Origin of the sequence: Agrobacterium larrymoorei, from assembly GCF_013322225.1 — a bacterium.
Lineage (GTDB): Bacteria > Pseudomonadota > Alphaproteobacteria > Rhizobiales > Rhizobiaceae > Agrobacterium > Agrobacterium larrymoorei_A.
Genome location: NZ_JAAMFB010000003.1, coordinates 1 through 23,887, shown reverse-complemented (window position 1 = coordinate 23,887; position 23,887 = coordinate 1). Strand labels below are relative to the sequence as shown.

Here is a 23,887-nt window from a genome sequence, read left to right as displayed (position 1 = left end):
CCAAATTATTCGTTGGGAGCGGCGTATCAGCGGTGCATGAAGTACGAGTGTCAGTTTGATGAAGAAAATATTACAGCGATTATCCGCTTATACTAGCCGCCATATTTTTCAACGAAGGCCTCGGCACCCATGGCCCGGAAATCATCAAGTGCCGAGCGGAGCCGGGCGTGATCCCAATCCCACCAGGAAAGCCGATCCATGCGCTCACCGAGATCGGCAGGGAAGCGTTCCTTGATGATTCTGGCCGGAACACCGCCGACGATTGTGTAGGGCGCAACATCCTTGGACACCACCGCCCCCGCGCCGATGACCGCGCCGTTGCCGACCGTCACGCCGGGGAGAATGGTTGCTCCGTGGCCGATCCAGACATCGTGTCCAATGACGACACGCCTGGCACGGCGGGCTTCAAAGAACTCCGTCTCGTCCTCGGCATCATCCCAGTAATTTGCGGCGCGGTAGGTGAAATGATGTAGCGTCGCCCGGTGCATCGGATGATTGGTGGCATTGATGCGCACGGATGCGGCAATGTTGACGAACTTACCGATGGTGGCGCACCAGACTGCGCCATCCTGCATGATGTAGGAATAGTCGCCCATCTCCACCTCCTGAATGCGGCAGCGTTCCGATATCTCGGTATAGCACCCGATCCGGGAATTCTGCACATCTGCCGTTTCGTGGATGGTAGGTTCGATGCCGACTTTTACGCTCATGCTGCAAGCTTTCGTGGGGAGAATGTCGATACGTCAAGAATGCGATCCGCGACAGCCTCGCGGACTTCCTCATCGTGGAAAATGCCAAGAAGCGCCGTTCCTACCTCTTTCTTGCGGCGGATCAGTTCTACCACGACACGACGATTGGCGGCATCCAGCGAGGCGGTCGGCTCGTCCAGCAGCAGAATTGTGTGATCGGTAATGAAACCACGGGCGATGTTAACGCGCTGCTGTTCGCCGCCGGAGAAAGTGGCCGGCGGCAACGTCCATAGCTCTTTCGGCAGGTTGAGTTTGCCGAGAAGCTCGCCTGCCTTTGCTCGTGCCTCGTCTACCGGCACCTTCCGGGAGAGCAGCGGCTCTGCGACAACATCTATCGCCGCGACACGCGGAACTGTGCGCAGGAACTGGCTGACATAACCGATGGTGCGATGGCGCACCTCCAGAATGGCCCTGGGTGCCGCACTGCCGATATCGACCAACTGGCCTGCGTGCTTGACGAGGATCTGGCCGCTATCGATCGCATAGTTGCCGTACAGCATTTTCAGGATCGAGCTTTTGCCGATGCCTGAAGGCCCGCCCAGCACCACGCACTCGCCCGCTGCCACGGAGAAACTCACATCGCGTACGACAGGCAGTTCGATCCCATCGCGCAGATGCATGGTGAAGCTTTTGAAGACTTCGGAAACAACGAGAGGCGTCGGCATAGTTGGTTCTTTCTTTTGGCGCGTGATTTTGTCCGAAAACCGGAGGCCACTTTTCGGAATCACGCGGCTAGACCTGCAAGATCGAGGAAACGAGAAGCTGCGTATAGGGTTCGCGGGGATCGTCCAGCACGCGGTCGGTCAGGCCATGCTCGATGACGTTGCCACCCTTCATCACCATCATCCGGTGGGACAACAACCTCGCCACGGCCAGATCATGCGTGACGACGACGACCGAAAGGCCGAGATCGTTGACAAGGCCGCGAACGAGATCGAGCAGGCGAGCCTGAACCGAGACGTCGAGACCGCCGGTCGGCTCATCCATGAAGATAAGACGGGGCGATGTGACGAGGTTGCGAGCGATCTGCAGGCGCTGGCGCATGCCGCCGGAAAAAGCACGGGGTTCGTCGTCTATGCGATCCGTGCCGATTTCCACCCGCTCCAGCCATTCGCTGGCCGACCGGCGAATATTGCCGTAGTGACGATTGCCTATGGCCATCAGCCGCTCACCGACATTGGCACCGGCAGAGACCGTCATGCGCAGCCCGTCTGCCGGGTTCTGGTGGACAAAACCCCAGTCGGTGCGCATCAAGAGGCGGCGCTCGGCCTCGCTCATGTGATAAAGATCGCGCATCGAGCCGTCTCGCATGCGGTATTCGACGCTGCCCGTCGTCGGCATCAGCCGGGTTGAGATGCAGTTGAGCAATGTCGTCTTGCCGGAGCCGGACTCGCCGACGATGGCCAGCACCTCGCCGGGCCACAGTTCAAAGGAAACGTCGCGGCAACCGGCACGGTCTCCGTAATATTTCGAAACGTCGCGGACTTTCAGAAGCGGTGCGTCGCTCATTCGGCGGCCTCCTTCACATCCGCGAGCATCTGGCCGCGATGACCATCGGCGCGGCGGTCTTCACAATGATCCGTGTCCGAGCAGACGAACATTCGCCCGCCCTTGTCGTCCAACACCACCTCGTCGAGATAGACATTGTCTGCGCCGCACAGCGCGCACGGCTTTTCGAATGTCTGGATTTCGAAGGGGTGATCGTCGAAATCAAGGCTGACGACCTGCGTGAAGGGCGGAACGGCATAGATGCGCTTTTCGCGACCGGCACCGAACAGCTGCAGCGCTTCCGACATATGCATTTTCGGATTATCGAACTTCGGAGTCGGAGACGGGTCCATTACGTAACGATCCGCGACCTTCACCGGATAGGCGTAAGTGCGCGAGATGCGCCCGTTGTGGGCGATATCCTCATAGAGCCGCACGTGCATCAGACCGTATTCTTCCAGCGCGTGCATCACCCGCGTCTCGGTCTCGCGGGGTTCTAGAAAACGCAAGGGTTCGGGGATCGGTACCTGATAGACCAGCACCTGTCCCTCTCTCAGCGTTTCCTCCGGGATGCGGTGGCGCGTCTGGATGATCGTCGCATCCTTTGTGTGGGTGGTGACCGCGACGCTTGCGACCTTTTGGAAGAACGCCCGGATCGACACCGCGTTTGTGGTATCGTCAGCGCCCTGATCGATGACTTTCAGCACATCCGCTGGCCCGAGGATCGCGGCTGTGACCTGCACGCCGCCAGTACCCCAACCATAGGGCATGGGCATTTCGCGGGAAGCAAAGGGCACCTGGTAGCCGGGAATTGCAATGGCCTTGAGAATAGCCCGCCGGATCATCCGCTTGGTTTGCTCATCAAGATAAGCGAAGTTGTAGCTCGCCAGTCCTTCCTGGGACAGTTCTTCTTCGAATGAAACTTCTTCAAGCATCGTGCGTTGTCCTTCCACAAGTCACAACGGATGTCAGGAGTACATGATCATGGAGATCGGAATTCTCATCGTGCTGTTCTTTACTGTATTTGCAGCGTCCAGCGTATTTTGTGCGTACTGGTTCAACGAACACGGCAGCCGCTGAGGTTTTACTCTGCTGCATCATTGATCCATTCGTCAGGTTTCTCTTGCGCGTTTTCGAAATCGGCGCGCATTTTTCTAACCAGCCCAAGCTCAGCCTGAAAATCCACGTAGTGCGGTAATTTCAGGTGCTCAACGAAGCCTGTACCCTGCACGTTATCTGCGTGGGAAATGACGAACTCTTCGTCCTGCGCAGGCGACGTTCTATCTTCTCCGAATTCGTCGGCTCGCAGAGCGCGGTCTACCAGAGACATCGCCATTGCCTTGCGCTCGCTTTGCCCGAAAACCAAGCCATAGCCACGCGTAAACTGGGGCGGCGCTTTGGCGGAGCCCTTGAACTGATTGACCATCTGGCATTCGGTGACCTGGATATCACCGATCGAAATAGCAAAGCCCAGTTCAGGCACATCCAGTTCGACCTCCACTTCGCCGATGCGAATTTCTCCAACGAAGGGGTGATTGCGGCCATAGCCGCGTTGAGTTGAGTAAGCGAGCGCGAGAAGAAAACCTTCGTCACCGCGCGCCAGAGATTGCAAGCGCAAGTCCCGAGGCATCGGAAACTCCATCGGCTCGCGTGTCAAATCACCGGCAATGTGGTCCGAGCCCATTTCGCCATCGCTTTCGATCAGGCCTTCCTGTGCCAGAATGTCGGAAACGCGCATGGCAGGTTCCGCATGACCGTCTCGAAGCGCGGGCTCCTCAACGGCCTCTTCTTCGAGCAATGAGGGGTCGAGCAAGCGATGGGTATAATCGAAGGTAGGCCCCAGAAGTTGACCCCCGGGCAAGTCCTTGTAGGTTGCCGAGATACGGCGCTCGACCATCATATCTCCGGTATCGACAGGAACCGAGTAGCCAAAACGAGGCAGAGTGGTGCGATAGGCGCGCAGGAGGAAGATCGCCTCGATCATGTCGCCACGCGATTGCTTGACGGCGAGACCCGCCAGTGCGCGGTCATAAAGCGAGGCTTCGGCCATAACCCGGTCCACGGCTAGCCCCAACTGCTGCACGATCTGCGCAATCGTCATCGCGGGCACGCTTCGGTCTCCCCGGCGACGGTCGGCCAGCAGGCGATGGGCATTGGAGATGGCGGCTTCGCCACCCTTGACGGCGACATACATGTTTATTCCCCCTGCACATCGATGCGCGTTGTACGCGGAAGGCAAATGAAACTGTTTCCGCAAGTGAGAATGGCATCGACCCCGCGTGGGAAGACGGCACGGTTTTCGCTCCACAGCCGCTCGAAAATATCGGGCAGTCCGCTTGGGCGGATTGAGGCTATGTCGCGAATACCAGGGCCTGAGAGAACCATCTCCCGACCGCTATCGAAATCCGCCACCTCTATGATCAGCGTCGTAGAACGGTCCGGGTATTCCTGCGTCCCTTGAGAAAACATATCGAATGAGGAAAAGCCGCACCCCAGTTCGATGACGGCGAAGCGGGCCTCCGCTTTATCTACGGCAAGCGGCGCGCCGGTGTGAAAACCGATCCAGCTCGCCACCATCGATCTGGCAATAGGCGCGCTCAACCAGACCGGCGTATCGTGGTCACAAAGCGTCAGCAACAGGCCGCCGGTGGCGATGTTGAGCGGAGCGGGTGGCTCAATGGGAATATCGATGGTTTTCAGAGTACCGGGACGCGCCATACCATCCATCACTGCTTTGAAGACATGTTGAGATTGAAAGACCGCATCAGAAAATCCGCCAGCAACAGCGGCTGCATTCATGGACATCAGTCGTCTCCCCGGACCATGGTGAAGAAATCGACGCGCGTTGCTGCCGTTTCCCTGATTTTCTGCGACTTTTGCTCTGCCATGCGCCGCGCGACAGGCGACAAAACCTGCTCTTCGACGAGGGGACGCGTCGCCTCTTCCTGCCAGAGCGCATCGAGTATCGCGGCGTAAAAAGCTTGCCTCCGGCTCGTACCGAGGGCATGGGCATGGCCTATTGTGCCAGTGGACAGCTTCACCGTTGCCCGCGTAACCGTTGCCTCGCCAAGATTAAATGGCGAGCCGCCGCCACCGATCTTGCCGCGCACCATGACCAGACCCGTTTCCGGCCCGCGCACCTTCTCGACATTCGGCTTTGTATCCAGACTACTCCAACAGGAAAGCAGCTCCGCCACCGTGGCGCGGGCAAGCAGACCAGCGGCTCGTTTGCGTCCTTGCTGCTCTTCTACGAGATCGATCATCGCGAAACCTCAAATGTCTATTGATATAGACAACCATACAATATAAGGTAGATGTAACCTTCGAGAATGACAAGCGTATGACATGACACTGACGACGAATATGCGAAAGAAGAACGGCGTGGCTTTATGGCGGCAGATCGCCGACCGGATCAGAACGGCGATTGCCGCAGGAGAATACGACAAGACCGGAATGCTATCTCCAGAAATGGAGCTCGCTGAAAAATTCGGCGTCAACCGTCATACTGTAAGAAGCGCGATTGCCGCGCTTGCAGACGAGGGTATCGTGCAGGCGCTTCAGGGGCGTGGCACGATCATCACCCGCAAGGACCGTTTGAGTTTTCCGATTTCGAAGCGCACGCGTTTTACCGAAGGTCTGAGCCATCAGGCGCAGGATATGGAGGGTTTGCTGCTTTCCCATACCGTCGAGGCCGCGACGGAATTTCTGGCCGAGAAACTCAAGCTGCCGACGGGAACTGCGCTGATCCGTATGGAGGCTTTACGAAAGGTCAATCGCAAACCGGTTTCTCGCTCCACATCATGGTTTCCGGCCGAGCGGTTCGAAGGCATTGTCGAGGCTTATCAGAAGAGCGGCTCAATTACTGCCGCTCTAAAAAGCGTAGGCGTCTCCGACTATGTGCGCGCCTCGACCACCATTTCCGCACGCCATGCGGATGCTGATGACCTTTCCGATTTGGAGCTTTCGCCGGGCGCGATCCTGCTTGTCACCGACGCGCTAAACGTAGACATGGATGGCGTACCCACACAATATGCCATCAGCCGGTTTTCAGCCGATATGGTTCAGTTTACCGTCGAGAACTGAACGCTATCGGCACTTCAAAGACCGTCTGAGCGCCGGGCGGCGGAGCAGACATTGATACTCGCTCGACCGATGCTACAATCTTCTGATCGACCTTTGCATCACCCGTCGACCGACGCACACTCACGCGACCAATGGAACCGTCTCCTGCGACCGTGAAGGCAACTGTTACGCTTGTGCCAGCAGTTCCAACTCCACGTGCTACCCTGCGAGAAACTGCGCTACGTACCTTTGAGGCCCAGTCAGCGGGCGACACAGATGAAGACGCTGACCCGGCATTACTGCGTGCGGCAGCGGTACGATCAGACTGCGTGGCCTCCGCCTTCGCAATATCTCGCTGCTCCGATTGCTGCTGCGCGCGAGTGGGTTTTCGCACACGCTTCGTTTCCGGCTCCTTTTCCTTCTCGACCTTCTTTTCTACAGGCGGAGGGCGGATAACGGGTAGTGGCACCTCGACATTTTCGAGCGCAGCCATCTGCTGCTGCTCCATCGGATCGACTTCTTGCACGGGTTCCGGCGGAAGTTCCTCCGGCACCGGCTCGGTAATTTCCTGTGGTGGTTCCGGCTCGGGCGGCGGCTCCTCGGCTACCGGTTCTGGAATCGGCTCAGGTTGCGGCTCTTCCGGCAAAGGTTCGTCTACCGGCTGCGTTACCGCGCTTTTTACCTCTTCGGTTTCGATCTGGTCATTGGCTTCAACGGTCTCTTCCGTATTGACCGCTTCGGGAAGGGCTGCAAGCTCGATCATAATTGCAGCTGGCGGCGCGCCATCTGCAAGCGCTTCTTCCTTGTCCTGCATGAGATAGTAGGCGGCTCCGGCATGCACGGACAGCATCAGCAAGGCCGCCGTAGACCACAGCGCGACTTCTCCCAAACGGGAACGTCCGGACTGAGGATAGGCGGTTTGCGTCATTGAACAGCTCCGTTTTCAGCTGGTGCTTGCGGCTGCGAAGTGGGCGTAGCCGCACCCGGTTGGCTGACAGCTGCCGTACCTTCCAGGCCAACCAGCGCAATCTTGAGGTAGCCGCTGTCACGCAGCATGTTCATGATTTCCATGAAGTGACCGTAGTCGACGGCCTTGTCCGCGCGCAGGAAGATACGGGTATCTTTCTTGCCACCCGTGCGGGCATCCAGGCTCGCGGCAAGCGCCTCACGCGCCACAGTGTCGTTTCCGAGATTGAGCGTCAGGTCGTCCTTCACCGTCAGATAAAGCGGCTGATCGGGCCGCTCAGCAGGCTTTGCGGTGGAGGCAGGCAGGTCGACATTGACATCCACTGTCGCCAGAGGTGCGGCAACCATGAAGATGATCAACAGAACAAGCATCACGTCGATGAAGGGAGTTACGTTGATTTCATGATTTTCGGAGAGTTCTTCTCCGTAATTTTCGCGAATACCGCCAGCCATGGTTCACCGCCCTACCAGCGATACGGCCGGTTTGGCGCTACCGGGCGGAATGCGGCGGAAGTCCAGATCGCGGCTGACGAGACGCTCCACGCCTGCTGCAACATCGGCAAGCAGATGGCGGTAGCCGGTGATTGAACGTGCAAAAACGTTATAGATCACCACGGCAGGAATAGCGGCCACCAGTCCAATGGCCGTTGCCAAAAGCGCTTCGGCGATACCGGGCGCAACGATGGCAAGGTTCGTCGTCTGCGATTCGGAGATGCTGATGAAGGAATTCATGATGCCCCAGACCGTGCCGAAGAGGCCGACGAAAGGCGAAACGGAACCGATGGTCGCCAAAATACCGGTGCCGCGCGACATGCGCCGTCCAGCATGGGTTTCGATGCGCGAAAGGATCGACGTGACACGCTCCTTGATGCCGCCGCCATCGGTATGATCTACCACGGCATCGGAAAGCTGCATCTCGTGGGTCGCCATGCGAAGCATGAGTGCCGCTGGACCGCCTTTCTTTTCCGCAGCCTGAGTCGCTTCCGAGAGTGTCTTCGCCTTGTGAATGATCTTGAGCGTCGAGCCTGCACGAACACGCGCGCCAGCCAATTCCAGTGATTTTGCCAGCCAGACCGTCCATGTAATGAGAGACGCGAGCGCGAGACCGATCATCACGCTTTTCACGACCCAGTCAGCGGCCATAAACATTCCCCAAGGGGAGAGATCATGGGGAATATCGGTACGCTCGCCAGAATCCAGAGCCACCGAAGGAGCGATGTCTGTTGCAGAAGACGGAGCGGCAGGCGCGGCAGCGGCGGGTTGTGTCGCGGGTGCAGCCTCAGGCGCGGACGGTCCGGGCTGCTGCGACGATGGTGTTTCAGTGGACTGTGCCGCAGGCTGCGGGGTGACCGGCTGCTGCACTGGCATTTCCGATTGAGCCTGAGTAGCTGGTGCGGCAGGAGGCAGGACCTGTGGAGGATTCGCTGCCGGCGCCTGCTGCGGCTCGGCCGTCTGCGCTGCTGGCAGCGTGCTATCGGCGGGCGCGGTCGTCTGCGCGGATGCGCTCACCGCATAAAGCCCGCTCACAATTGCGAGCGCAGCCAGAGTGCGGCCACGGCGGCTACGCGAAGGCGTTTCAAGCTTTTGCGAGAGGGCGGATATTTCGGCTGCCATGTGATATTCCCGGTTTTCGCATGAGGCCTGACGACCAAAAATCGCCAGACGCACTCTGATCGGCAGGCGCAAGGACATAGGTTTAGCGCCCATCATCAAAGTGGAGTAAGTTTGGCAACTAATACCGTGTGAAAACCATACCTGTAAACTCTTCTTTACAAACAATTTTAGAAATGCTGCCGGGAATTTCGAGATTTGAAGAGGTTGCCGTACAAAGCCCTAGGTTGCCGCGATAATATTTACGTGATGAGGAAAGCTGGCGAAGCTGAAAATCTCAGCCGTAAAGATTGGATTCAGCATTTTTTGATAATCTCCCGTTAGTCATAACCTTTCGAGGTTTCATTGGCGGCGCGTATTGCGGCTGCCGTCTTGTATTGCGTACGGTTTTTCAATGCGTCGATCGACAGTGCCAGCCTTCGTTCTCGCCTGCCTATCCATTTCGGGCTGTAGCTCCAGTTCCGGCCCGGAAAGCCTTATGGCGGGCATGCCTTCCAAGGAAGTAACGAGTTCAGTTACGCCTTCTGCGCCCGTTCCACAGGCAAGCATCGGCCAGAACGGTGGCACCGCACCGCTTCGCACCGCGCCACATCAGGACGTTCTGGCTTGGGGCGGGCCGATGCCGTCGGGGTCCCCGGCATTTGCCGCGGTCGACAAGCAGGTTGGCGGGCCGAATGTTCCCGTGCCGCAAGCAGCGGCACCAAGCCTTCCACAAGCGCGCATCAATCTCCCGCAGGATCGTCCCGTTCAACTTGCCATGGCAGGCAGTGCAGCGATCAGCGCCGGTTCAGCAGCGCGCTCGCGCATTTATCGCTCAGCCTTTTCCGACGCAAAGCCGATCAATTTTGGCAAGATTCAGCCACGCCATTTCGAAGTGCATGGCGTAGACGTTTCCCGCTGGCAGGCCAATATAGACTGGGATCGGTTGAGGACGCGCGGTGCGAACTTCGCCTTCATCAAAGCGACCGACGGCGGCGACCATCTGGATCCGATGTTCAAGACGAACTGGGCGCGCGCCAAGGCGGCGGGTGTTCGTCGCGGTGCATATCACTTCTTCTACTGGTGCCGCCCGGCCAGCCATCAGGCAGACTGGTTCATTCGCAACGTTCCGAAGGATCCGGATGCGCTGCCGCCGGTTATCGACGTGGAATACAACGGCGAATCAAGCTGCAGATTCCGTCTCTCCCGCGCGCAGGTGCTCGAGAAGATGCAGGTTTTCATGGACAGGCTGGAGCGTCACTACGGCCAGCGTCCGATCATCTATACAGCGCCGGATTTCTACAAGGATAACCTTGCCGGCGAATTGAAGGACTATCCTTTCTGGCTGCGCGCCGTTGCCCAACATCCCTCAAAAGTCTACCCGGACCGTAAATGGCTGTTCTGGCAGTATTCCGGCTCCGGCCTCTCGCACGGCGTGGATGGGAAGATCGACCTTAACGTCTTCAACGGCGGCGAAGAAGCCTGGCATCGCTGGATCAGCCGCGCTACCGGCAGCACCTGATCGTCCCATTCGCTCTGAAGCCAGTTAAGGCAGAGAGACGGAAGTCTTTCTGCCTTTGCCCGTTTCAATGATGGATTTACGCCCTCTTTTCAGCGCGCTTTGCACCGGCAACGCAGGCGACGACACCAATCGTAACGACGAGCATCGAGATGCTGACGGTTTCACCCAGCAGGGTGGCCGCGAGCAGCAGGCCCATGAACGGCTGGAGCAGTTGCAACTGACCGACTGTTGCGATCCCACCCATGGCGAGACCCCGATACCAGAAGACGAAGCCGATCAACATACTGAACAGGGACACGTAAACGAGGCCACCCCATGCGGGCATGGCGATATCGACCCATGACACGGGCGCGCTGATCAGTGCCAACGGAAACATGATCGGCAGGGAAAGGACGAGTGCCCAACAAATGACCTGCCAACCGCCGAGTTTGCGGGCGAGCGTCGCCCCGTCCCCGTAGCCCAGACCGCAGGCAACGATGGCGGCGAGCATCAACAGGTCGCCCGTCAAGGAGACTTCTCCGCTAAGGCTCAGGGCAAAGCCCGCGACCATCATGCTGCCAAGGCAGGAGAAAAACCAGAAGGATTTTTGCGGGCGCTCCCCTCCCCTGACCACCGCAAAGAATGCCGTCGCAAGTGGCAGCAGGCCGATGAAGACGGTGGAGTGGGCAGAGGTGACGTGCTTCAGGGCAATCGCGGTCAGCAATGGAAACCCTACCACTACGCCAAGCGCGACGACCAGCAACGATACAATGTCCTTTTTTCCCGGCAGCGGCTGACGACAGGCCGCAAGTAGCGCAGCAGCGATCAGACCGGCGATCGCGGCTCTGGCGAATGTCAGAAAAAGCGGATCGAACCCCGAGACCGCAAGACGTGTTGCGGGCAAGGAACCGCTGAAGATAACCACACCCAAAAAGCCGCTGAGCCAGCCGGCGGAAATTCTGTCCATTTCAATTCTCCTTTTCTGAGGAGCTATGCCAATCATGGACTCGCGCCGCCAGTGACGGTGGTATACAGTTTGACGAAACTGTTATGGTCATATAGGCAGTACAGATGAACTATGTTCCTAAGAAAATAGAAAGCGCTGCGCCACGTATCGATAGCGTGGTCGCGGAAATTCGAAGGCGCATCGCCGCGCGAAGCCTGATGCCCGGAGCGAAGTTGCCGTCTGTGCGCGCCATCGCCAAAACCATGGACCTGTCGGTTTCCACGGTGGTTGAAGCCTATGAGAGACTGGTGGCTGAAGGCGTTATCCGCTCCCGCCCCGGCTCCGGCTTTTACGTAACAAGTGTGCTGGCACCGCTATCCCTTGCCGAACTTGCCCCGAAGCTGGACCGTGCCGTTGATCCCTTCTGGGTATCGCGGCTGGCGCTCGAAGCGCAGGACGACATGGTGAAACCCGGTTGCGGCTGGCTGCCGCCCTCCTGGATGCCGGAAGACGCCTTGCGCCGCGCACTTCGCCTTCTGTCTCGTGCCGACCCCGATATCCTGACCGATTACGGTACACCGCTGGGGCTTTTGCCACTTCGGCAGCTACTCGCAAGACGGCTGGCAGACGAGGGTGTCCATACTGGCGCGGAGCAAATACTTCTGGTCGATTCGGGCACCCTGGCCATCGATCTTCTCTGCCGCTTTCTGCTGGAGCCCGGCCAAACGGTTCTTGTGGACGATCCATGCTATTTCAACTTCCATGCACTATTACGGGCGCACCGCGTCAAGATCGTCAGCGTCCCTTATATGGCAGATGGTCCAGACGTCGCACTTTTCGAACAGGTCCTGAAAGAGCATGAACCCCGGCTCTACATCACGAATTCAGCCGTTCACAACCCGACAGGGGCTACGCTTTCGGCTGTCAAGGCGCACCGCATCCTCATGCTCGCGGAGCGCGCTGGACTGACGATCATCGAAGACAATATCTTTGCCGACTTCGAATACGAACGGTCTCCACGTCTTGCCGCATTCGACGGGCTGGATCGCGTCGTTCAGATCGGCAGCTTTTCAAAAACCCTGTCCGCCTCCGCGCGATGCGGCTACATCGTCGCACGGCGGGACTGGATCGAACCGCTGACCGACCTGAAGATAGCGGCGAATTTTGCGGGAAACAGACTTGCCGAAGCATTGGTGCTCAACGTTCTGAAAGATGGCAGTTACCGCCGTCATATGGAAGGACTGAAAGCGAGGCTGTCTGGCGCAAGGGTACGGGTCGCAAACCAGTTGAACTCGATTGATGTTTCACCATGGCTGATGCCGCAGGCAGGGCTGTTTTTATGGTGCAAACTCCCCCAGAACGTCGATGCCGCGAATGTTGCGCGCCATGCGCTAACTAAAAATATGGTTCTGGCGCCGGGGAATGTTTTTAGCGGCTCCCAAACCGCCTCACGCTTCATGCGGTTCAATGTTTCGCAGTGTGATCATCCTGATTTTGCTGCCATTTTGTCCAGTGCGATCAGTGCGGCTGTGAATGAAATTTAACGCTTCGGAAGCGCAAAAATACGATTTTGGAACAATTCACGCAGATGTGCATTTTCTCGGCATAGGAATTAGGAAGAGGAGAAACGCAATGAGTTTTGATCCAAACATGCCGCGCGACCCGAACCTTCGCCCGGATCGCCCAGAACTTCGCACCACACCCGAGGCATCCCGAAAGTCTGCAGGTTGGGCTCCTTGGGCAGCAATCATCGTTGTATTACTGGTAGGTGGCTTCATCTGGATGCAGATGAGCAGCCCATCCACCACTGATCCGACGACAACTTCGTCAACCACGCCGCCCGCAGTGAGCGATCAGGCTCCAGCCCCGGCACCAATGACGCCAACGGCTCCGGCTACGCCGCCAGCTAACGACGCTGCCCCGGCTTCGCCGAACACCAACGGCACGACGACGCAGCCCTAATCGTTAACATATTGCTGATAATAGAATCGCTTGCCCTAATCGGGCAGGCGGTTTTTATTTGTCAGCTGATCAGAAGCCTTGAAACAGAAAATCTATCGCTGCAACGATCTCATCGTCACGTGCTTTAAGATTGCCAACTGTTTCCACTATTTCACGAATCGAAATGGTGCCAAGCATATGGCTAACCATCACCACTGGTTCGCCTGCGACTTAGAACTTCGGGTTAAGCCTTGAGATCGCCTTTGGAAACTCTTCAACCTTTAGGAACGGTGCAACGACGCATGTATCAAGCCCATTGATAATGGATGATTGAAGGTCGAGAACCAAGCCACCGGATTTCAGTCGATAAACGTCGAATCTCGCCATCAGAAAGTGCGGTACCGGGCCAACGGAAGACCATGCTTTTCAACGTACTCGTTGGACTGCCAAATGGCCTCCGCATTCTCAAGCGACCACAAGCGCTCGCGCTCCGCCTCAGCCTTGATGGCGTGGCTGATGCCCTCTTCCACTGCGCGTGAGATATTGATCTTCAGCTCTTTGGCCTGCTCGACGAGAGCACCATCGAGCGAAAGATTGGCGGCTTTTCTGGCTGACGACGGCATGGCTACCTCTGGAAGCAATGCGCATAATATATACGCATTGCCGCTAAAGGCAAAGCCTACTCGTCCTTCATCTTCAGAGCGGCGATGAACGCTTCCTGTGGAATGTCCACCTTGCCGAACTGACGCATGCGCTTCTTGCCTTCCTTCTGCTTGTCCAGCAGTTTGCGCTTACGGCTGGCATCGCCGCCGTAGCACTTGGCAGTAACGTCCTTACGCATGGCAGAGATGGTTTCGCGTGCGATCACGTTCGAGCCGATTGCAGCCTGGATCGGAATCTTGAACATGTGGCGCGGAATGAGGTCTTTCAACTTTTCGCACATGTCGCGGCCACGCTTTTCGGCAGCCATGCGGTGCACGAGCATGGACAGCGCGTCGACCGGCTCGCCATTGACCATGATCGACATCTTCACGAGATTGCCTTCGCGATAACCGTCCAGATGGTAATCGAAGGAGGCATAGCCCTTGGAGATAGACTTCAGGCGGTCATAGAAATCGAAGACGACCTCGTTGAGCGGCAGCTCATAGGTAATCATGGCGCGCTTGCCGACATAGGTCAGCTCGGTCTGAACGCCACGGCGATCCTGACAAAGCTTCAGAATACCGCCGAGATAATCATCCGGAGTAAGGATCGTCGCCTTGATCCATGGTTCACGGATTTCGGCGATCTTGACCACATCCGGCATGTCAGCCGGATTGTGCAGCTCACGCTCGGAGCCGTCGGTCATCGTTAGCTGGTAGACCACCGAAGGAGCGGTTGCGATGAGGTCGAGATCGAACTCACGCTCGAGACGTTCCTGAATGATTTCGAGGTGCAGCAGGCCAAGGAAGCCGCAGCGGAAACCGAAGCCGAGAGCCGCCGAGGACTCCATTTCGAACGAGAACGACGCATCGTTGAGGCGCAGCTTGCCCATCGCAGCGCGCAGGTCTTCGAAATCGGCAGCATCGACCGGGAATAAACCGCAGAAGACCACGGGCTGCGCTGGCTTGAAACCTGGCAGAGCCTTTGCGGTCGGGCGCTTGTCTTCGGTAATGGTATCGCCGACGCGGGTGTCGGCCACTTCCTTGATGGAGCCGGTGATGAAACCGATCTCGCCTGGACCGAGGCTATCGACAGCGACCATCTTAGGTGTGAGAACACCAACGCGCTCCACCTGATATTTCGCGTCCGTACCCATCATGCGGATGGTCTGACCCTTGCTCAGAACGCCATCGAGAACGCGGACGAGAACCATGACGCCGAGATAGGTGTCGTACCAGCTATCGACCAGCAGCGCCTTCAGCGGACCCTTTTCGCCAAGCTCGCTCTTGGGTGCTGGCAGTTGGTGCACGATAGCTTCCAGCACATCGGGAATGCCGAGACCGGTCTTGGCAGAAATCAGCACCGCTTGGCTTGCATCGATGCCGATGACTTCCTCGATCTGTTCCTTGATACGGTCTGGCTCTGCGGCAGGCAGGTCGATCTTGTTGAGAACCGTGACCAGTTCGTGATTGTTGTCGATGGCCTGGTAAACGTTCGCAAGCGTCTGCGCTTCCACGCCCTGGGACGCGTCGACCACCAGCAGCGAACCTTCGCAGGCCGACAGCGAGCGCGACACTTCATAGGCGAAGTCGACGTGGCCGGGCGTGTCGATGAGGTTCAGCACGTAGGTTTCGCCGTTATTCGCCTTGTAATGCAGCCGAACGGTCTGTGCCTTGATGGTGATACCGCGCTCGCGCTCGATATCCATATTGTCGAGCACCTGTTCCGACATATCGCGCTCGGCAAGCCCGCCCGTCGACTGGATCAACCGGTCGGCAAGGGTCGATTTGCCATGGTCGATATGCGCGACAATGGAGAAATTACGGATATGGTCGAGTGGCGTGCGGGTCGAATTGGTGCTCATGCCCCGCGCTATAGAGCGTTTCGTGCGTAAATGGAAGCCGTTCTATTGCCGCGAAAACCCGCGATGTGGCCTTTTCAGACGGTGAACTGTTCCGGCCAGTCCCGTCGCGTCGCCACCTGCCCTTCCGTACGCAGCCGCGCAACACCGGCAAGGTCGATATCCACAATGAGAAGCGTCGTCTCGATGACGTTATCGCTCTCGCTTTCCGCAACGATACCGGAGGCTGGCATGCCATAATCAGGGGGTACATAAAGTGCGGCACGTCCGCGATTTTCATCGACTGCAGGAGACCATGGCGCTTCGCCCGCGGTGGGGGATGCCAGCACGCCGAACTGGTTTTCCAGAGCCCGCGCCTGAGCGCCGATCCGAACCCGATAAGCGCCGGCAAGCGTATCCGTGCAGCTTGGAGCGAGAACGAGTTCCACACCCATCTCCGCCAGCTTGCGAGAGAGCATTGGAAATTCGTTGTCGTAGCAGATGAGAATGCCTATTTTGCCGATGCTCGTTTCGAAGGCTTTCAGCCCTTCCACGCCCGCATCGATGAACCACTGCTCGCGCTCGAAGCGGGTCATGATAAGCTTGTCCTGATACCCGATCAGTCCGTCCGGGCCAAACAGCCAGGCGCGATTGCGGAACTTGCCGTCCGCATCCTTCACCGGCGCGCTTCCGGGGGCAAAAATGATCTGGTGCTGGCGCGCGAGTTCCTCGCAAAGCTCTACCCATGTGGGGATAAGGGTCTGCATGGCTTCGATGGAGCCGTGCAGGTCCGACCGCACGTCTTGCGGCAACTGGCCAGTGAGTGCCAAAGCCGAATACTCCGGCAACAGCAACAATTCGGCTCCACTTTCCTTTGCTCTGCGGACCAACGCCGAGAGGTGCTGGGCATAATCCTCCCAGGTCTCGATGAGTTCGATGGCATATTGGGTGGAGGCCAATCTGGTCATGCGGAAATCCCTTTCATCCAGAAGGATAATGGTTTGGCGCTCTCTTTGTCCTCATCCAGATCCTGCCACGTGAACGTCGTGTGAAGTTCCGGGTGATGCTTGTAGCCACGCTTCATCCGGAAGTCGTTGAGTGGCACATAATCCGAGGGGCGGCGTGGATGGTCAGCGGGGCGTTCAACTGCGCAGAACGTGCACCAATTGAAGCCTCCAAGACGCGCCGCGTAGGTCTCACGCTCTTCGAAAAACCGCACACCAATACCGTGGCCGCGATAATCCGGCAGAAGCACGCTTTCGCCAAAGTAGAATAACTTGTCGGTATCGTAGCCTGCTGCGAGGAACGGCTGTTTTACCTCGTCGGTTTCTGCGGCCATCGGCATACCTGTGGACATACCCACGACTTTTCCGCCATCCAGCGCCAGCACGAAGACGGCACCTTTCGCTTGTGCGTAGGTCGCGAGATACTTGTGTTCGTAATCCGACGAACCGTCATAGAGATAGGGGAAGGCACGAAAGACCGTGATGCGCAGGCGCGCCAGATCATCTAAAAAGGGTGTGGCATCTATGCCGGAAAGGGAATGGATTTCGACGGTCATGGGCATTTTCACGGTGGTTTTCGTTGGTTATACCGTCATGGAAACCCTGTGCAAGCCTTGAACGGAGAATGCCATGTCCGCCACAGAAACCATCCGCGCCTATTACGATGCCTTCAACGCCCAGGATATGGACGCCTTTCTGGCGCTTTTGAGTGAAGACGTTGTGCATGACATCAATCAGGGTGAAAGGCAGTCTGGCAAGGCGGCTTTCGCGACGTTCATGGAGCACATGAACCGCTGCTATAAAGAGAACCTGACGGACACGGTGATCATGGGCAGCGAGGACGGCAAGCGCGGCTCTGCCGAGTTTATCGTCAACGGTCAATATCTCGTTACCGATGAAGGACTGCCGGAGGCCAATGGCCAGACATACGTTCTGCCCGCTGGCGCGTTTTTCGAACTGAAGGACGGCAAGGTGGCGCGCGTTACGAATTACTACAATCTCAACGACTGGATCGCTCAGGTAGGGGCATAAATACCCGTAAACGCGTGCTCCTCACGAAGTGCATGAGTAACCCGCTATCCTAGGGTTTGTCCCGAGGACCTGATCACGTCGATTATGCTGATCGTTAGCAGATACGCTGGACAAGCCTGCCATGACGGAGACGGCTTAAACATCGAATCAATTGAGCATGATACCCAGTTCAGTCCGCAGCTTCTTCGTTAGCCCTGCTGCCACAAGCTCGTAGGAGCGGTGGACATAATGCTCCACTTCCTCACTCTCCAGCGGGGAATGATCGGCAATAGAGATCCACTTGCGCTTGGCAAAATAAGGCGCCTGCGCGATGCCCTCCAGCGAGGTTAGAATTTCAAAGCTCTCTTCCGAGCATTTGACAACAAGCCGCCAGTTGTCCCGCTCGCCCAGCACGGCGAAAACCTTGTCGCCAACCTTTGCGACGTGAGAATCCCACTGGTCCACGAAAGTGACGCCGGGCCACGCACCGAGAATCTTGTCGAAGGTTTCACGCTCAAAAAGGCTCATGCCAGCTTCTCCGCAATCAAAGTCGCCAGCCGTTCAGCAACCTGCGCCTTCGACATCTCCGGCCAGGCTTCAACGCCAGACCTGGATATAACCTTCACCTGATTGTTCTCCCCGCCCATGATGCCGGTCTCAGAAGATACATCGTTAGCTATGATAAAATCCGCCCCCTTGCGCTCCAGCTTGCTACGTCCGTTTTGTTCGATATTCTGCGTTTCCGCCGCAAAACCGACAACGAGCGTTGGCCGCTTCTCGTGATGGCCAACGGTTTTCAGAATATCCGGGTTTTCCGTCAATTGTAGCGCAGGCGGCGCATCTCCCGCCTGCTTCTTGATCTTTTGATCGGCAGAACTCGCGACCCGCCAATCTGCGACCGCAGCGACAAAGACTGCAATATCCGCTGGAAGCTTAGCCAGCACGGCGTCGCGCATTTCCTCAGCGCGTTCGACATGGATCGTCTTGACACCTGCCGGATCGGGGATGGAGACCGGCCCCGAAACGAGGGTGACCTCCGCACCGAGTTTTGCCAGCGCGTCAGCGATAGCGTGGCCCTGCCGACCGGATGAACGGTTGGCGATATATCGCACAGGATCAATCGGCTCGTGGGTGGGGCCGGACGTAACGATCGCCGTTTTGCCCCTCAATGGTTTTGCAGTGTTATCCAGCAGCCTTTCGACAGCTTCGACGATCTGCAATGGTTCGGCCATGCGGCCAACACCTGCCTCGTTTTTCTCAGCCATCTCGCCAGCCATGGGTCCGATGAAGACAATACCGTCTTCTTTCAACGTCGCAATGTTGCGCTGCGTCGCCTTGGCCTCCCACATTTTCGGGTTCATGGCCGGTGCCACCAGCACCTTGCGATCAGTGGCCAGCAAAACAGTAGAGGCGAGGTCATCCGCCAGACCATGCGCCATTTTCGCCATAAGGTCCGCAGTAGCGGGCGCCACCAGCACCAGATCGCAATCGCGCGCCAGCCTTATATGGCCGACATCCTGCTCATCCTGTCGAGAGAAAAGCTCGGTGAAGACATGGGTTGCGGAAAGCGCTCCGACAGCCAGCGGCGTGACGAATTCCTGCGCACCCTTCGTCATCACCGGCGTCACCTTTGCGCCACGCTCTCTCAGGCGGCGAATGAGATCGAGGCTCTTATAAGCTGCGATGCCGCCGGAAATGATGAGAAGAATATGCTTGCCTGAAAGAGCCATGATGCTGGACCAGTTTCCCGTTTGGCTGGGAAACTATAGCGCATCCCGAAAAGTGTGAAGCGGTTTTCGGAAAAGATGCGCGCATCGGAAATCTTGTGGCAGCGACTTTGTTTTCGCTGCTGCAAGCCCTTGGCATACAAAGTGCAATCGCCTCAGCGTATTGCGGTTTATCACGCCGCCTTGGCGACGTGATATTCCTTGATGGCAACCATCTTGATGGCCGGGAAACGCTCTGCTTCGTAACGAAGCGAGAAGGCATCCTGCGCCAGAAACACGGGATCGCCATCCAGATCGCGGGCGATATCGCCGCGCTTGACGTTTAGGAACTTCTCGAACTCCACTGGCTGATCCGAAGAAATCCAGCGGCAGACAGAGAAGCGCGACATTTCGAAGGAAACCGGCAGGCCGTACTCACCCATCAGCCTTTCCTTCAGTACATCCAGCTGGAGCGCGCCGACGACGCCGACGATGGCCGGAGAGCCATCTTCCGGCGAGAAGAGCTGCACGACGCCTTCTTCAGCCATCTGCTGAAGAGCTTCCTTCAGTTTTTTCGCCTTCATCGCATCTTCCAGGCGCACGCGGCGCAGAATTTCCGGCGAGAAGTTCGGTACGCCCTGGAAGACGAGGTTTTCGCCTTCGGTCAGCGTATCGCCGATACGGAGTGTTCCGTGGTTGGGAATGCCGACCACGTCACCCGCATAGGCGGTGTCCGCCAACTGGCGCTGGGAGGCGAAGAAGAATTGCGGAGCGGTGAGGCCCATCTGCTTGCCGGTTCTGGCCAGCCGCGCCTTCATGCCACGCTCCAGCTTGCCGGAGCAGATGCGCGCGAAAGCGATGCGGTCACGGTGGTTCGGGTCCATATTCGCCTGAATCTTGAAGACGAAGGCCGTCATCTTTTCTTCAGCCGCATGCACGGTGCGAATATCCGCTACCTGATCGCGCGGAGGCGGCGCGAAATCACCCAGCGCGTTGATGAGATCGCGCACACCGAAGTTTCTTAAGGCCGATCCGAAGAAGACCGGCGTCATGTGGCCTTCGAGAAAAGCCTGACGATCGAACGGACGGCAGGCTTCCATTGCCAGTTCCGTTTCTTCGATGAAGGCATCGCGCTCGTTTTCCGGCAGGCGGTCTGCAACGGCCTGCGGCCCGTTGACGGGCAAACCATCGACCTGCGTGTCGTTGCCGCGAAAAGTGTTTTCCGCCAGATTATAGGCACCGCAGAATGTCTTGGAGCGGCCGACCGGCCAGGTGATCGGCGCGGTATCGAGCGCAAGCTTCTCTTCTACCTCATCCAGAATTTCGAAAGCGTCGCGGCTTTCGCGGTCCATCTTGTTGATGAAGGTGATGATGGGAATATCGCGCATGCGGCAGACTTCGAACAGCTTCAGCGTTCGCGGCTCGATACCCTTGGCGGCGTCGATGACCATGATCGCCGCGTCCACCGCCGTCAGCGTGCGGTAGGTATCGTCGGCGAAGTCTTCGTGACCGGGCGTATCGAGAATATTGAAGACGCGATCATTATATTCGAAGGTCATGACCGAGGTCACGACCGAGATGCCGCGCTCGCGCTCGATCTTCATCCAGTCCGAACGGGTCTGGATGCGGTCCTTCTTGGCCTTCACTTCACCGGCAAGCTGGATAGCTCCGCCGAACAGCAGCAGCTTTTCGGTCAGTGTCGTCTTACCCGCGTCCGGGTGCGCGATAATAGCAAAGGTGCGGCGGCGGGAGACCGCCTCGGCAAGTGTTTCGGCCATTCTCTGAAATCCTGTGGAATTGCGGGCTATCTAACGTTTTGAGCCCGCATTTGCAATTGACCTTGGCGGTGCAAGGGCAAACTAATGCCGCATGAACACGCAAAACACCCTTTCACCCGCCCTGAAACTCATCCGCCTTCCCCACGGGGAGGGCATCGAACTGCCTTCCTATGAGACCTCAGGTGCCGCGGGCATGGACCTACGCGCAGCCGTTTCGCCAAATGAGCCGATGGTGCTGAAGCCCGGCGCGCGCGCTCTGGTGCCGACCGGCTTCATCTTCGAGGTGCCCTTCGGCTACGAGGCACAAATCCGGCCACGCTCGGGTCTCGCCATCAAAAACGGCATCACCTGCCTCAACTCACCCGGCACGGTGGACAGCGATTATCGCGGTGAGGTGAAGGTCATTCTCGCCAATCTCGGTGATGCCGATTTCGTTATAGAACGCGGTATGCGCATCGCCCAAATGGTCATTGCGCCCGTGACGCAGGTAACGATTACGGAAGCGAAAGAGTTTTCCGAAACGGAACGTGGCGCAGGCGGTTTCGGATCGACAGGCGTGTGATCACAACGTTGTGACGCATGCCGTTTTGGAGTATGCCAAGGGAAACACGCCGGGGGCATCTTCATGACGATTACGACCATTCTCGCCTATGCGACTGCATTGTTCATCGCCGCCGCCATTCCTGGCCCTGGCATGACTGCCATCGTTGCACGCGCGCTGGGTTCTGGTTTCCGCCAAACCTTCTTCATGGGGCTCGGTCTGGTGCTTGGCGACATGGTCTACCTGACGGCGGTCGTACTCGGCCTCGCCTTCGTGGCGCAGACCTTTCAGGAAGCCTTCATGGTACTGAAATTCGCGGGCGCTGCCTATCTGCTCTACATCGCCTGGAAGCTTTGGACGGCTGGGCTTCTGCCGCAGGATTTGCAGGCGAAGAAAAGCACCAGCATCGGAATGTCCTTTCTTTCCGGCCTGTTCATCACGCTCGGAAACCCCAAGACGATGCTTTTCTATGTCGCGCTGGTTCCAACATTGATCGATATCCGCATGATCGGCACCTCCGAATATGTAGTTCTGCTTGGCGTCACGTTTGCCGTGCTGATGGCGGTGCTACTTCCCTACATTCTGTTGGCTTCGAAGGCCCGCACGCTGCTCAAGCGACCAAGCGCTCTGACGATCCTCAACCGTACCGCCGCAGGAATTCTCGCTGGAACAGCAGCAATGATCGCCACCCGCACGAGCTGAAAATAATCCCCTCGATACGACTTTATATTGAGCAATCCGTCCTAAGAACTGCTCAATATAAGCATATTCGTTCTCTGGCTTCTCGACGTGCATCGCCCTATCCTGCGCCAAAGTTTTGCGGGCATTAGCAGGAGAACACAGCATGTCTGAAGCCAGAAAACCCGGACGCGGACGCATCTATTCCTCCATCACCGAAACCATCGGCGATACGCCACTGGTACGCCTCGACAAGCTGGCGGCAGAAAAAGGAGTGAAGGCGACACTTCTGGCCAAGCTGGAATTCTTCAACCCGATTGCCTCGGTAAAGGACCGCATCGGCGTCGCGATGATCGAGTCTCTCGAAGCGCAGGGCAAGATCGCGCCGGGGAAGACAACGCTGGTCGAGCCGACATCGGGCAATACGGGCATTGCGCTTGCCTTCGCAGCGGCGGCCAAGGCTTACAAGTTGATCCTAACCATGCCGGAAACCATGTCGGTGGAGCGTCGCAAGATGCTGGCGTTGCTCGGTGCGGAACTGGTTCTGACGGAAGGCCCCAAGGGCATGAAGGGCGCGATTGCCAAGGCGCATGAACTGGCCGACACGCTGCCCGATGCAATCATCCCACAGCAGTTCGAAAATCCTGCCAACCCGGAAATCCATCGCAAGACGACGGCAGAGGAAATCTGGAACGACACGGACGGCGCGGTCGATATTTTCGTGTCCGGCATCGGCACCGGTGGAACCATCACCGGCGTCGGCCAAGTGTTGAAGAGCCGCAAGCCCGAACTTAAGGTGGTGGCCGTGGAGCCCGCCGACAGCCCTGTTCTGTCAGGTGGCAATCCCGGCCCGCATAAGATTCAGGGCATCGGCGCGGGTTTTGCGCCCGCCATTCTCGACACCAAAATCTACGACGAAATCGTCACGACGACCAATGACGAGGCTTTCGAAACCGCGCGTCTGATAGCCCGGCTGGAAGGCGTCCCGGTTGGTATCTCCTCCGGCGCGGCCCTCGCTGCCGCCATCAAGGTCGGCGCGCGAGAAGAGAGCGCCGGCAAGACAATCGTGGTAATCATCCCGTCCTTTGCCGAACGGTATCTTTCGACAGCATTGTTTGAGGGATTGGGGCTGTAAAACACGGTCGAATGATCGAAGGTGTGATCTGACCCAACTCGGATCAGGCCTGCGTGGCTTGGTTTAACTGTGTAGGCTAAGACCCGAACAACTGGGCTGTTTAGTCTTGAATGAGAGAGATGCCAACTACCACCTCCGTTATCCTCGGGCTTGTCCCAAGGATCTGCAACCGATTGATTTTGTTGACGTTGGCAGATCCTCGGCACAAGGCCGAGGATTGTTTGTTGTTCTGAGGTTATTGTCGGTGCGGGACTGCGGGCCCTTCACAGCCCGCAGTCCCGGCGACAGGCGACCGTCCGAGGATTGGGA

The 23,887-nt window shown here is 57.7% G+C and carries 26 protein-coding genes and 1 pseudogene; 8 read left to right on the top strand and 19 right to left on the bottom strand.

The features are described 5' to 3' along the window. Positions 1-92 precede the first annotated feature (92 nt). The 7 genes from G6L28_RS00525 to phnG all read right to left on the bottom strand — a co-directional run bounded on the left by G6L28_RS00525 (position 93) and on the right by phnG (position 5,500). Positions 93-710 (bottom strand): DapH/DapD/GlmU-related protein, encoded by a 618-nt coding sequence (locus tag G6L28_RS00525; RefSeq protein WP_174061829.1) that lies wholly within the window; start codon positions 708-710, stop codon positions 93-95. Next, positions 707-1,414 carry a phosphonate C-P lyase system protein PhnL gene (gene phnL / locus G6L28_RS00520; RefSeq protein WP_174061828.1) on the bottom strand — a complete coding sequence of 236 codons (708 nt, stop codon included), beginning with the start codon at positions 1,412-1,414 and terminating at the stop codon, positions 707-709. The genes G6L28_RS00525 and phnL overlap by 4 nt, the downstream gene beginning before the upstream one ends. A 67-nt stretch (positions 1,415-1,481) precedes the next feature. Then, on the bottom strand, positions 1,482-2,258 hold the full coding sequence (gene phnK / locus G6L28_RS00515; RefSeq protein ID WP_174061827.1) for a phosphonate C-P lyase system protein PhnK: 777 nt from the start codon (positions 2,256-2,258) through the stop codon (positions 1,482-1,484). Then, on the bottom strand, positions 2,255-3,172 hold the full coding sequence (locus tag G6L28_RS00510) for an alpha-D-ribose 1-methylphosphonate 5-phosphate C-P-lyase PhnJ (protein ID WP_174061826.1): 918 nt from the start codon (positions 3,170-3,172) through the stop codon (positions 2,255-2,257). The genes phnK and G6L28_RS00510 overlap by 4 nt, the downstream gene beginning before the upstream one ends. Before the next feature lie 149 nt (positions 3,173-3,321). After that, positions 3,322-4,431, bottom strand: a complete 1,110-nt coding sequence (locus tag G6L28_RS00505) for a carbon-phosphorus lyase complex subunit PhnI (RefSeq protein WP_174061825.1) — start codon at positions 4,429-4,431, stop codon at positions 3,322-3,324. 2 nt (positions 4,432-4,433) lie between these two features. Then, positions 4,434-5,042 (bottom strand): phosphonate C-P lyase system protein PhnH, encoded by a 609-nt coding sequence (gene phnH / locus G6L28_RS00500; protein ID WP_174061824.1) that lies wholly within the window; start codon positions 5,040-5,042, stop codon positions 4,434-4,436. Then, positions 5,042-5,500: a phosphonate C-P lyase system protein PhnG gene (phnG, locus tag G6L28_RS00495; RefSeq protein ID WP_174061823.1), complete on the bottom strand. Its 459-nt coding sequence runs from the start codon at positions 5,498-5,500 to the stop codon at positions 5,042-5,044. The genes phnH and phnG overlap by 1 nt, the downstream gene beginning before the upstream one ends. 82 nt (positions 5,501-5,582) lie before the next feature. Between phnG and phnF the strand changes: the two genes are divergently transcribed. Then, a complete protein-coding gene (phnF, locus tag G6L28_RS00490) occupies positions 5,583-6,320 on the top strand; it encodes a phosphonate metabolism transcriptional regulator PhnF (RefSeq protein WP_234902418.1) in 738 nt (245 codons plus the stop codon). Here phnF and G6L28_RS00485 read toward each other — a convergent pair. From G6L28_RS00485 to exbB, 3 genes are read right to left on the bottom strand one after another with little or no spacing between them, the layout of a single operon-like run. Beyond that, entirely contained in the window at positions 6,304-7,227 is a 924-nt protein-coding gene (locus G6L28_RS00485; protein WP_174061822.1) for an energy transducer TonB family protein, read from the bottom strand. The two genes, phnF and G6L28_RS00485, sit on opposite strands and share 17 nt — an antisense overlap. Beyond that, complete coding sequence (gene exbD, locus G6L28_RS00480; RefSeq protein ID WP_174061821.1) at positions 7,224-7,718, bottom strand: TonB system transport protein ExbD; 495 nt, start codon at positions 7,716-7,718, stop codon at positions 7,224-7,226. The genes G6L28_RS00485 and exbD overlap by 4 nt, the downstream gene beginning before the upstream one ends. A gap of 3 nt (positions 7,719-7,721) precedes the next feature. After that, on the bottom strand, positions 7,722-8,879 hold the full coding sequence (gene exbB / locus G6L28_RS00475) for a tonB-system energizer ExbB (protein WP_174061820.1): 1,158 nt from the start codon (positions 8,877-8,879) through the stop codon (positions 7,722-7,724). Positions 8,880-9,270: 391 nt separating this feature from the next. Here exbB and G6L28_RS00470 point away from each other — a divergent pair, with 391 nt between their 5' ends. Next, a complete protein-coding gene (locus G6L28_RS00470; protein WP_174061819.1) occupies positions 9,271-10,377 on the top strand; it encodes a glycoside hydrolase family 25 protein in 1,107 nt (368 codons plus the stop codon). 76 nt (positions 10,378-10,453) lie between these two features. Here the strand turns inward: G6L28_RS00470 and G6L28_RS00465 are convergent, their stop codons facing one another. Beyond that, positions 10,454-11,323: a DMT family transporter gene (locus G6L28_RS00465; RefSeq protein WP_174061818.1), complete on the bottom strand. Its 870-nt coding sequence runs from the start codon at positions 11,321-11,323 to the stop codon at positions 10,454-10,456. 104 nt (positions 11,324-11,427) lie between these two features. Between G6L28_RS00465 and G6L28_RS00460 the strand changes: the two genes are divergently transcribed. Both G6L28_RS00460 and G6L28_RS00455 read left to right on the top strand, forming a co-directional pair. Then, positions 11,428-12,846, top strand: coding sequence for a PLP-dependent aminotransferase family protein (locus G6L28_RS00460; protein WP_174061817.1), 1,419 nt, complete (start codon positions 11,428-11,430; stop codon positions 12,844-12,846). A gap of 88 nt (positions 12,847-12,934) precedes the next feature. Beyond that, positions 12,935-13,264 (top strand): hypothetical protein, encoded by a 330-nt coding sequence (locus G6L28_RS00455; RefSeq protein ID WP_174061816.1) that lies wholly within the window; start codon positions 12,935-12,937, stop codon positions 13,262-13,264. Positions 13,265-13,333: 69 nt separating this feature from the next. On the opposite strand, the pseudogene G6L28_RS23180 reads toward G6L28_RS00455, so the two are convergent. The 5 genes and pseudogenes from G6L28_RS23180 to G6L28_RS00425 form a co-directional block, all read right to left on the bottom strand. Beyond that, a pseudogene (locus G6L28_RS23180) lies at positions 13,334-13,630 on the bottom strand (CcdB family protein). Next, the gene (locus G6L28_RS00440) at positions 13,630-13,866 is read right to left on the bottom strand and encodes a type II toxin-antitoxin system CcdA family antitoxin (RefSeq protein WP_174061813.1); all 237 of its coding nucleotides are present in this window, start codon (positions 13,864-13,866) and stop codon (positions 13,630-13,632) included. Before G6L28_RS00440 ends, G6L28_RS23180 begins: the two are co-directional and overlap by 1 nt. Before the next feature lie 56 nt (positions 13,867-13,922). Continuing rightward, positions 13,923-15,761: a translation elongation factor 4 gene (lepA, locus tag G6L28_RS00435; RefSeq protein ID WP_174062016.1), complete on the bottom strand. Its 1,839-nt coding sequence runs from the start codon at positions 15,759-15,761 to the stop codon at positions 13,923-13,925. A gap of 62 nt (positions 15,762-15,823) precedes the next feature. Beyond that, positions 15,824-16,693: a carbon-nitrogen hydrolase family protein gene (locus G6L28_RS00430; protein ID WP_174061812.1), complete on the bottom strand. Its 870-nt coding sequence runs from the start codon at positions 16,691-16,693 to the stop codon at positions 15,824-15,826. Continuing rightward, complete coding sequence (locus G6L28_RS00425) at positions 16,690-17,286, bottom strand: GNAT family N-acetyltransferase (RefSeq protein WP_174061811.1); 597 nt, start codon at positions 17,284-17,286, stop codon at positions 16,690-16,692. The genes G6L28_RS00430 and G6L28_RS00425 overlap by 4 nt, the downstream gene beginning before the upstream one ends. Positions 17,287-17,359: 73 nt before the next feature. On the opposite strand from G6L28_RS00425, the gene G6L28_RS00420 reads away from it, so the two are divergent. Continuing rightward, a complete protein-coding gene (locus G6L28_RS00420) occupies positions 17,360-17,761 on the top strand; it encodes a nuclear transport factor 2 family protein (RefSeq protein ID WP_174061810.1) in 402 nt (133 codons plus the stop codon). Positions 17,762-17,908: 147 nt separating this feature from the next. Here the strand turns inward: G6L28_RS00420 and G6L28_RS00415 are convergent, their stop codons facing one another. The 3 genes from G6L28_RS00415 to G6L28_RS00405 all read right to left on the bottom strand — a co-directional run bounded on the left by G6L28_RS00415 (position 17,909) and on the right by G6L28_RS00405 (position 21,224). Continuing rightward, positions 17,909-18,268 (bottom strand): MmcQ/YjbR family DNA-binding protein, encoded by a 360-nt coding sequence (locus tag G6L28_RS00415; protein ID WP_174061809.1) that lies wholly within the window; start codon positions 18,266-18,268, stop codon positions 17,909-17,911. Continuing rightward, entirely contained in the window at positions 18,265-19,470 is a 1,206-nt protein-coding gene (gene coaBC, locus G6L28_RS00410; RefSeq protein WP_174061808.1) for a bifunctional phosphopantothenoylcysteine decarboxylase/phosphopantothenate--cysteine ligase CoaBC, read from the bottom strand. The genes G6L28_RS00415 and coaBC overlap by 4 nt, the downstream gene beginning before the upstream one ends. A gap of 170 nt (positions 19,471-19,640) precedes the next feature. Then, positions 19,641-21,224, bottom strand: coding sequence for a peptide chain release factor 3 (locus G6L28_RS00405; protein ID WP_174061807.1), 1,584 nt, complete (start codon positions 21,222-21,224; stop codon positions 19,641-19,643). 91 nt (positions 21,225-21,315) lie between these two features. Between G6L28_RS00405 and dut the strand changes: the two genes are divergently transcribed. The 3 genes from dut (at position 21,316) to cysK (ending at position 23,578) form a co-directional block, all read left to right on the top strand. Beyond that, a complete protein-coding gene (gene dut, locus G6L28_RS00400) occupies positions 21,316-21,786 on the top strand; it encodes a dUTP diphosphatase (RefSeq protein WP_174061806.1) in 471 nt (156 codons plus the stop codon). Positions 21,787-21,849: 63 nt separating this feature from the next. Beyond that, complete coding sequence (locus G6L28_RS00395) at positions 21,850-22,467, top strand: LysE family translocator (RefSeq protein WP_174061805.1); 618 nt, start codon at positions 21,850-21,852, stop codon at positions 22,465-22,467. 142 nt (positions 22,468-22,609) lie between these two features. Further along, positions 22,610-23,578 (top strand): cysteine synthase A, encoded by a 969-nt coding sequence (gene cysK, locus G6L28_RS00390; protein ID WP_174061804.1) that lies wholly within the window; start codon positions 22,610-22,612, stop codon positions 23,576-23,578. The last annotated feature ends 309 nt before the right edge of the window (positions 23,579-23,887 follow it).

Coding starts and splice junctions, on each gene's coding strand:
- G6L28_RS00525 (WP_174061829.1), bottom strand. CDS start 710: ATGAGCGTAAAAGTCGGCATCGAACCTACCATCCACGAAACGGCAGAT.
- phnL (WP_174061828.1), bottom strand. CDS start 1,414: ATGCCGACGCCTCTCGTTGTTTCCGAAGTCTTCAAAAGCTTCACCATG.
- phnK (WP_174061827.1), bottom strand. CDS start 2,258: ATGAGCGACGCACCGCTTCTGAAAGTCCGCGACGTTTCGAAATATTAC.
- G6L28_RS00510 (WP_174061826.1), bottom strand. CDS start 3,172: ATGCTTGAAGAAGTTTCATTCGAAGAAGAACTGTCCCAGGAAGGACTG.
- G6L28_RS00505 (WP_174061825.1), bottom strand. CDS start 4,431: ATGTATGTCGCCGTCAAGGGTGGCGAAGCCGCCATCTCCAATGCCCAT.
- phnH (WP_174061824.1), bottom strand. CDS start 5,042: ATGTCCATGAATGCAGCCGCTGTTGCTGGCGGATTTTCTGATGCGGTC.
- phnG (WP_174061823.1), bottom strand. CDS start 5,500: ATGATCGATCTCGTAGAAGAGCAGCAAGGACGCAAACGAGCCGCTGGT.
- phnF (WP_234902418.1), top strand. CDS start 5,583: ATGACACTGACGACGAATATGCGAAAGAAGAACGGCGTGGCTTTATGG.
- G6L28_RS00485 (WP_174061822.1), bottom strand. CDS start 7,227: ATGACGCAAACCGCCTATCCTCAGTCCGGACGTTCCCGTTTGGGAGAA.
- exbD (WP_174061821.1), bottom strand. CDS start 7,718: ATGGCTGGCGGTATTCGCGAAAATTACGGAGAAGAACTCTCCGAAAAT.
- exbB (WP_174061820.1), bottom strand. CDS start 8,879: ATGGCAGCCGAAATATCCGCCCTCTCGCAAAAGCTTGAAACGCCTTCG.
- G6L28_RS00470 (WP_174061819.1), top strand. CDS start 9,271: ATGCGTCGATCGACAGTGCCAGCCTTCGTTCTCGCCTGCCTATCCATT.
- G6L28_RS00465 (WP_174061818.1), bottom strand. CDS start 11,323: ATGGACAGAATTTCCGCCGGCTGGCTCAGCGGCTTTTTGGGTGTGGTT.
- G6L28_RS00460 (WP_174061817.1), top strand. CDS start 11,428: ATGAACTATGTTCCTAAGAAAATAGAAAGCGCTGCGCCACGTATCGAT.
- G6L28_RS00455 (WP_174061816.1), top strand. CDS start 12,935: ATGAGTTTTGATCCAAACATGCCGCGCGACCCGAACCTTCGCCCGGAT.
- G6L28_RS00440 (WP_174061813.1), bottom strand. CDS start 13,866: ATGCCGTCGTCAGCCAGAAAAGCCGCCAATCTTTCGCTCGATGGTGCT.
- G6L28_RS00430 (WP_174061812.1), bottom strand. CDS start 16,693: ATGACCAGATTGGCCTCCACCCAATATGCCATCGAACTCATCGAGACC.
- G6L28_RS00425 (WP_174061811.1), bottom strand. CDS start 17,286: ATGACCGTCGAAATCCATTCCCTTTCCGGCATAGATGCCACACCCTTT.
- G6L28_RS00420 (WP_174061810.1), top strand. CDS start 17,360: ATGTCCGCCACAGAAACCATCCGCGCCTATTACGATGCCTTCAACGCC.
- G6L28_RS00415 (WP_174061809.1), bottom strand. CDS start 18,268: ATGAGCCTTTTTGAGCGTGAAACCTTCGACAAGATTCTCGGTGCGTGG.
- coaBC (WP_174061808.1), bottom strand. CDS start 19,470: ATGGCTCTTTCAGGCAAGCATATTCTTCTCATCATTTCCGGCGGCATC.
- G6L28_RS00405 (WP_174061807.1), bottom strand. CDS start 21,224: ATGGCCGAAACACTTGCCGAGGCGGTCTCCCGCCGCCGCACCTTTGCT.
- dut (WP_174061806.1), top strand. CDS start 21,316: ATGAACACGCAAAACACCCTTTCACCCGCCCTGAAACTCATCCGCCTT.
- G6L28_RS00395 (WP_174061805.1), top strand. CDS start 21,850: ATGACGATTACGACCATTCTCGCCTATGCGACTGCATTGTTCATCGCC.
- cysK (WP_174061804.1), top strand. CDS start 22,610: ATGTCTGAAGCCAGAAAACCCGGACGCGGACGCATCTATTCCTCCATC.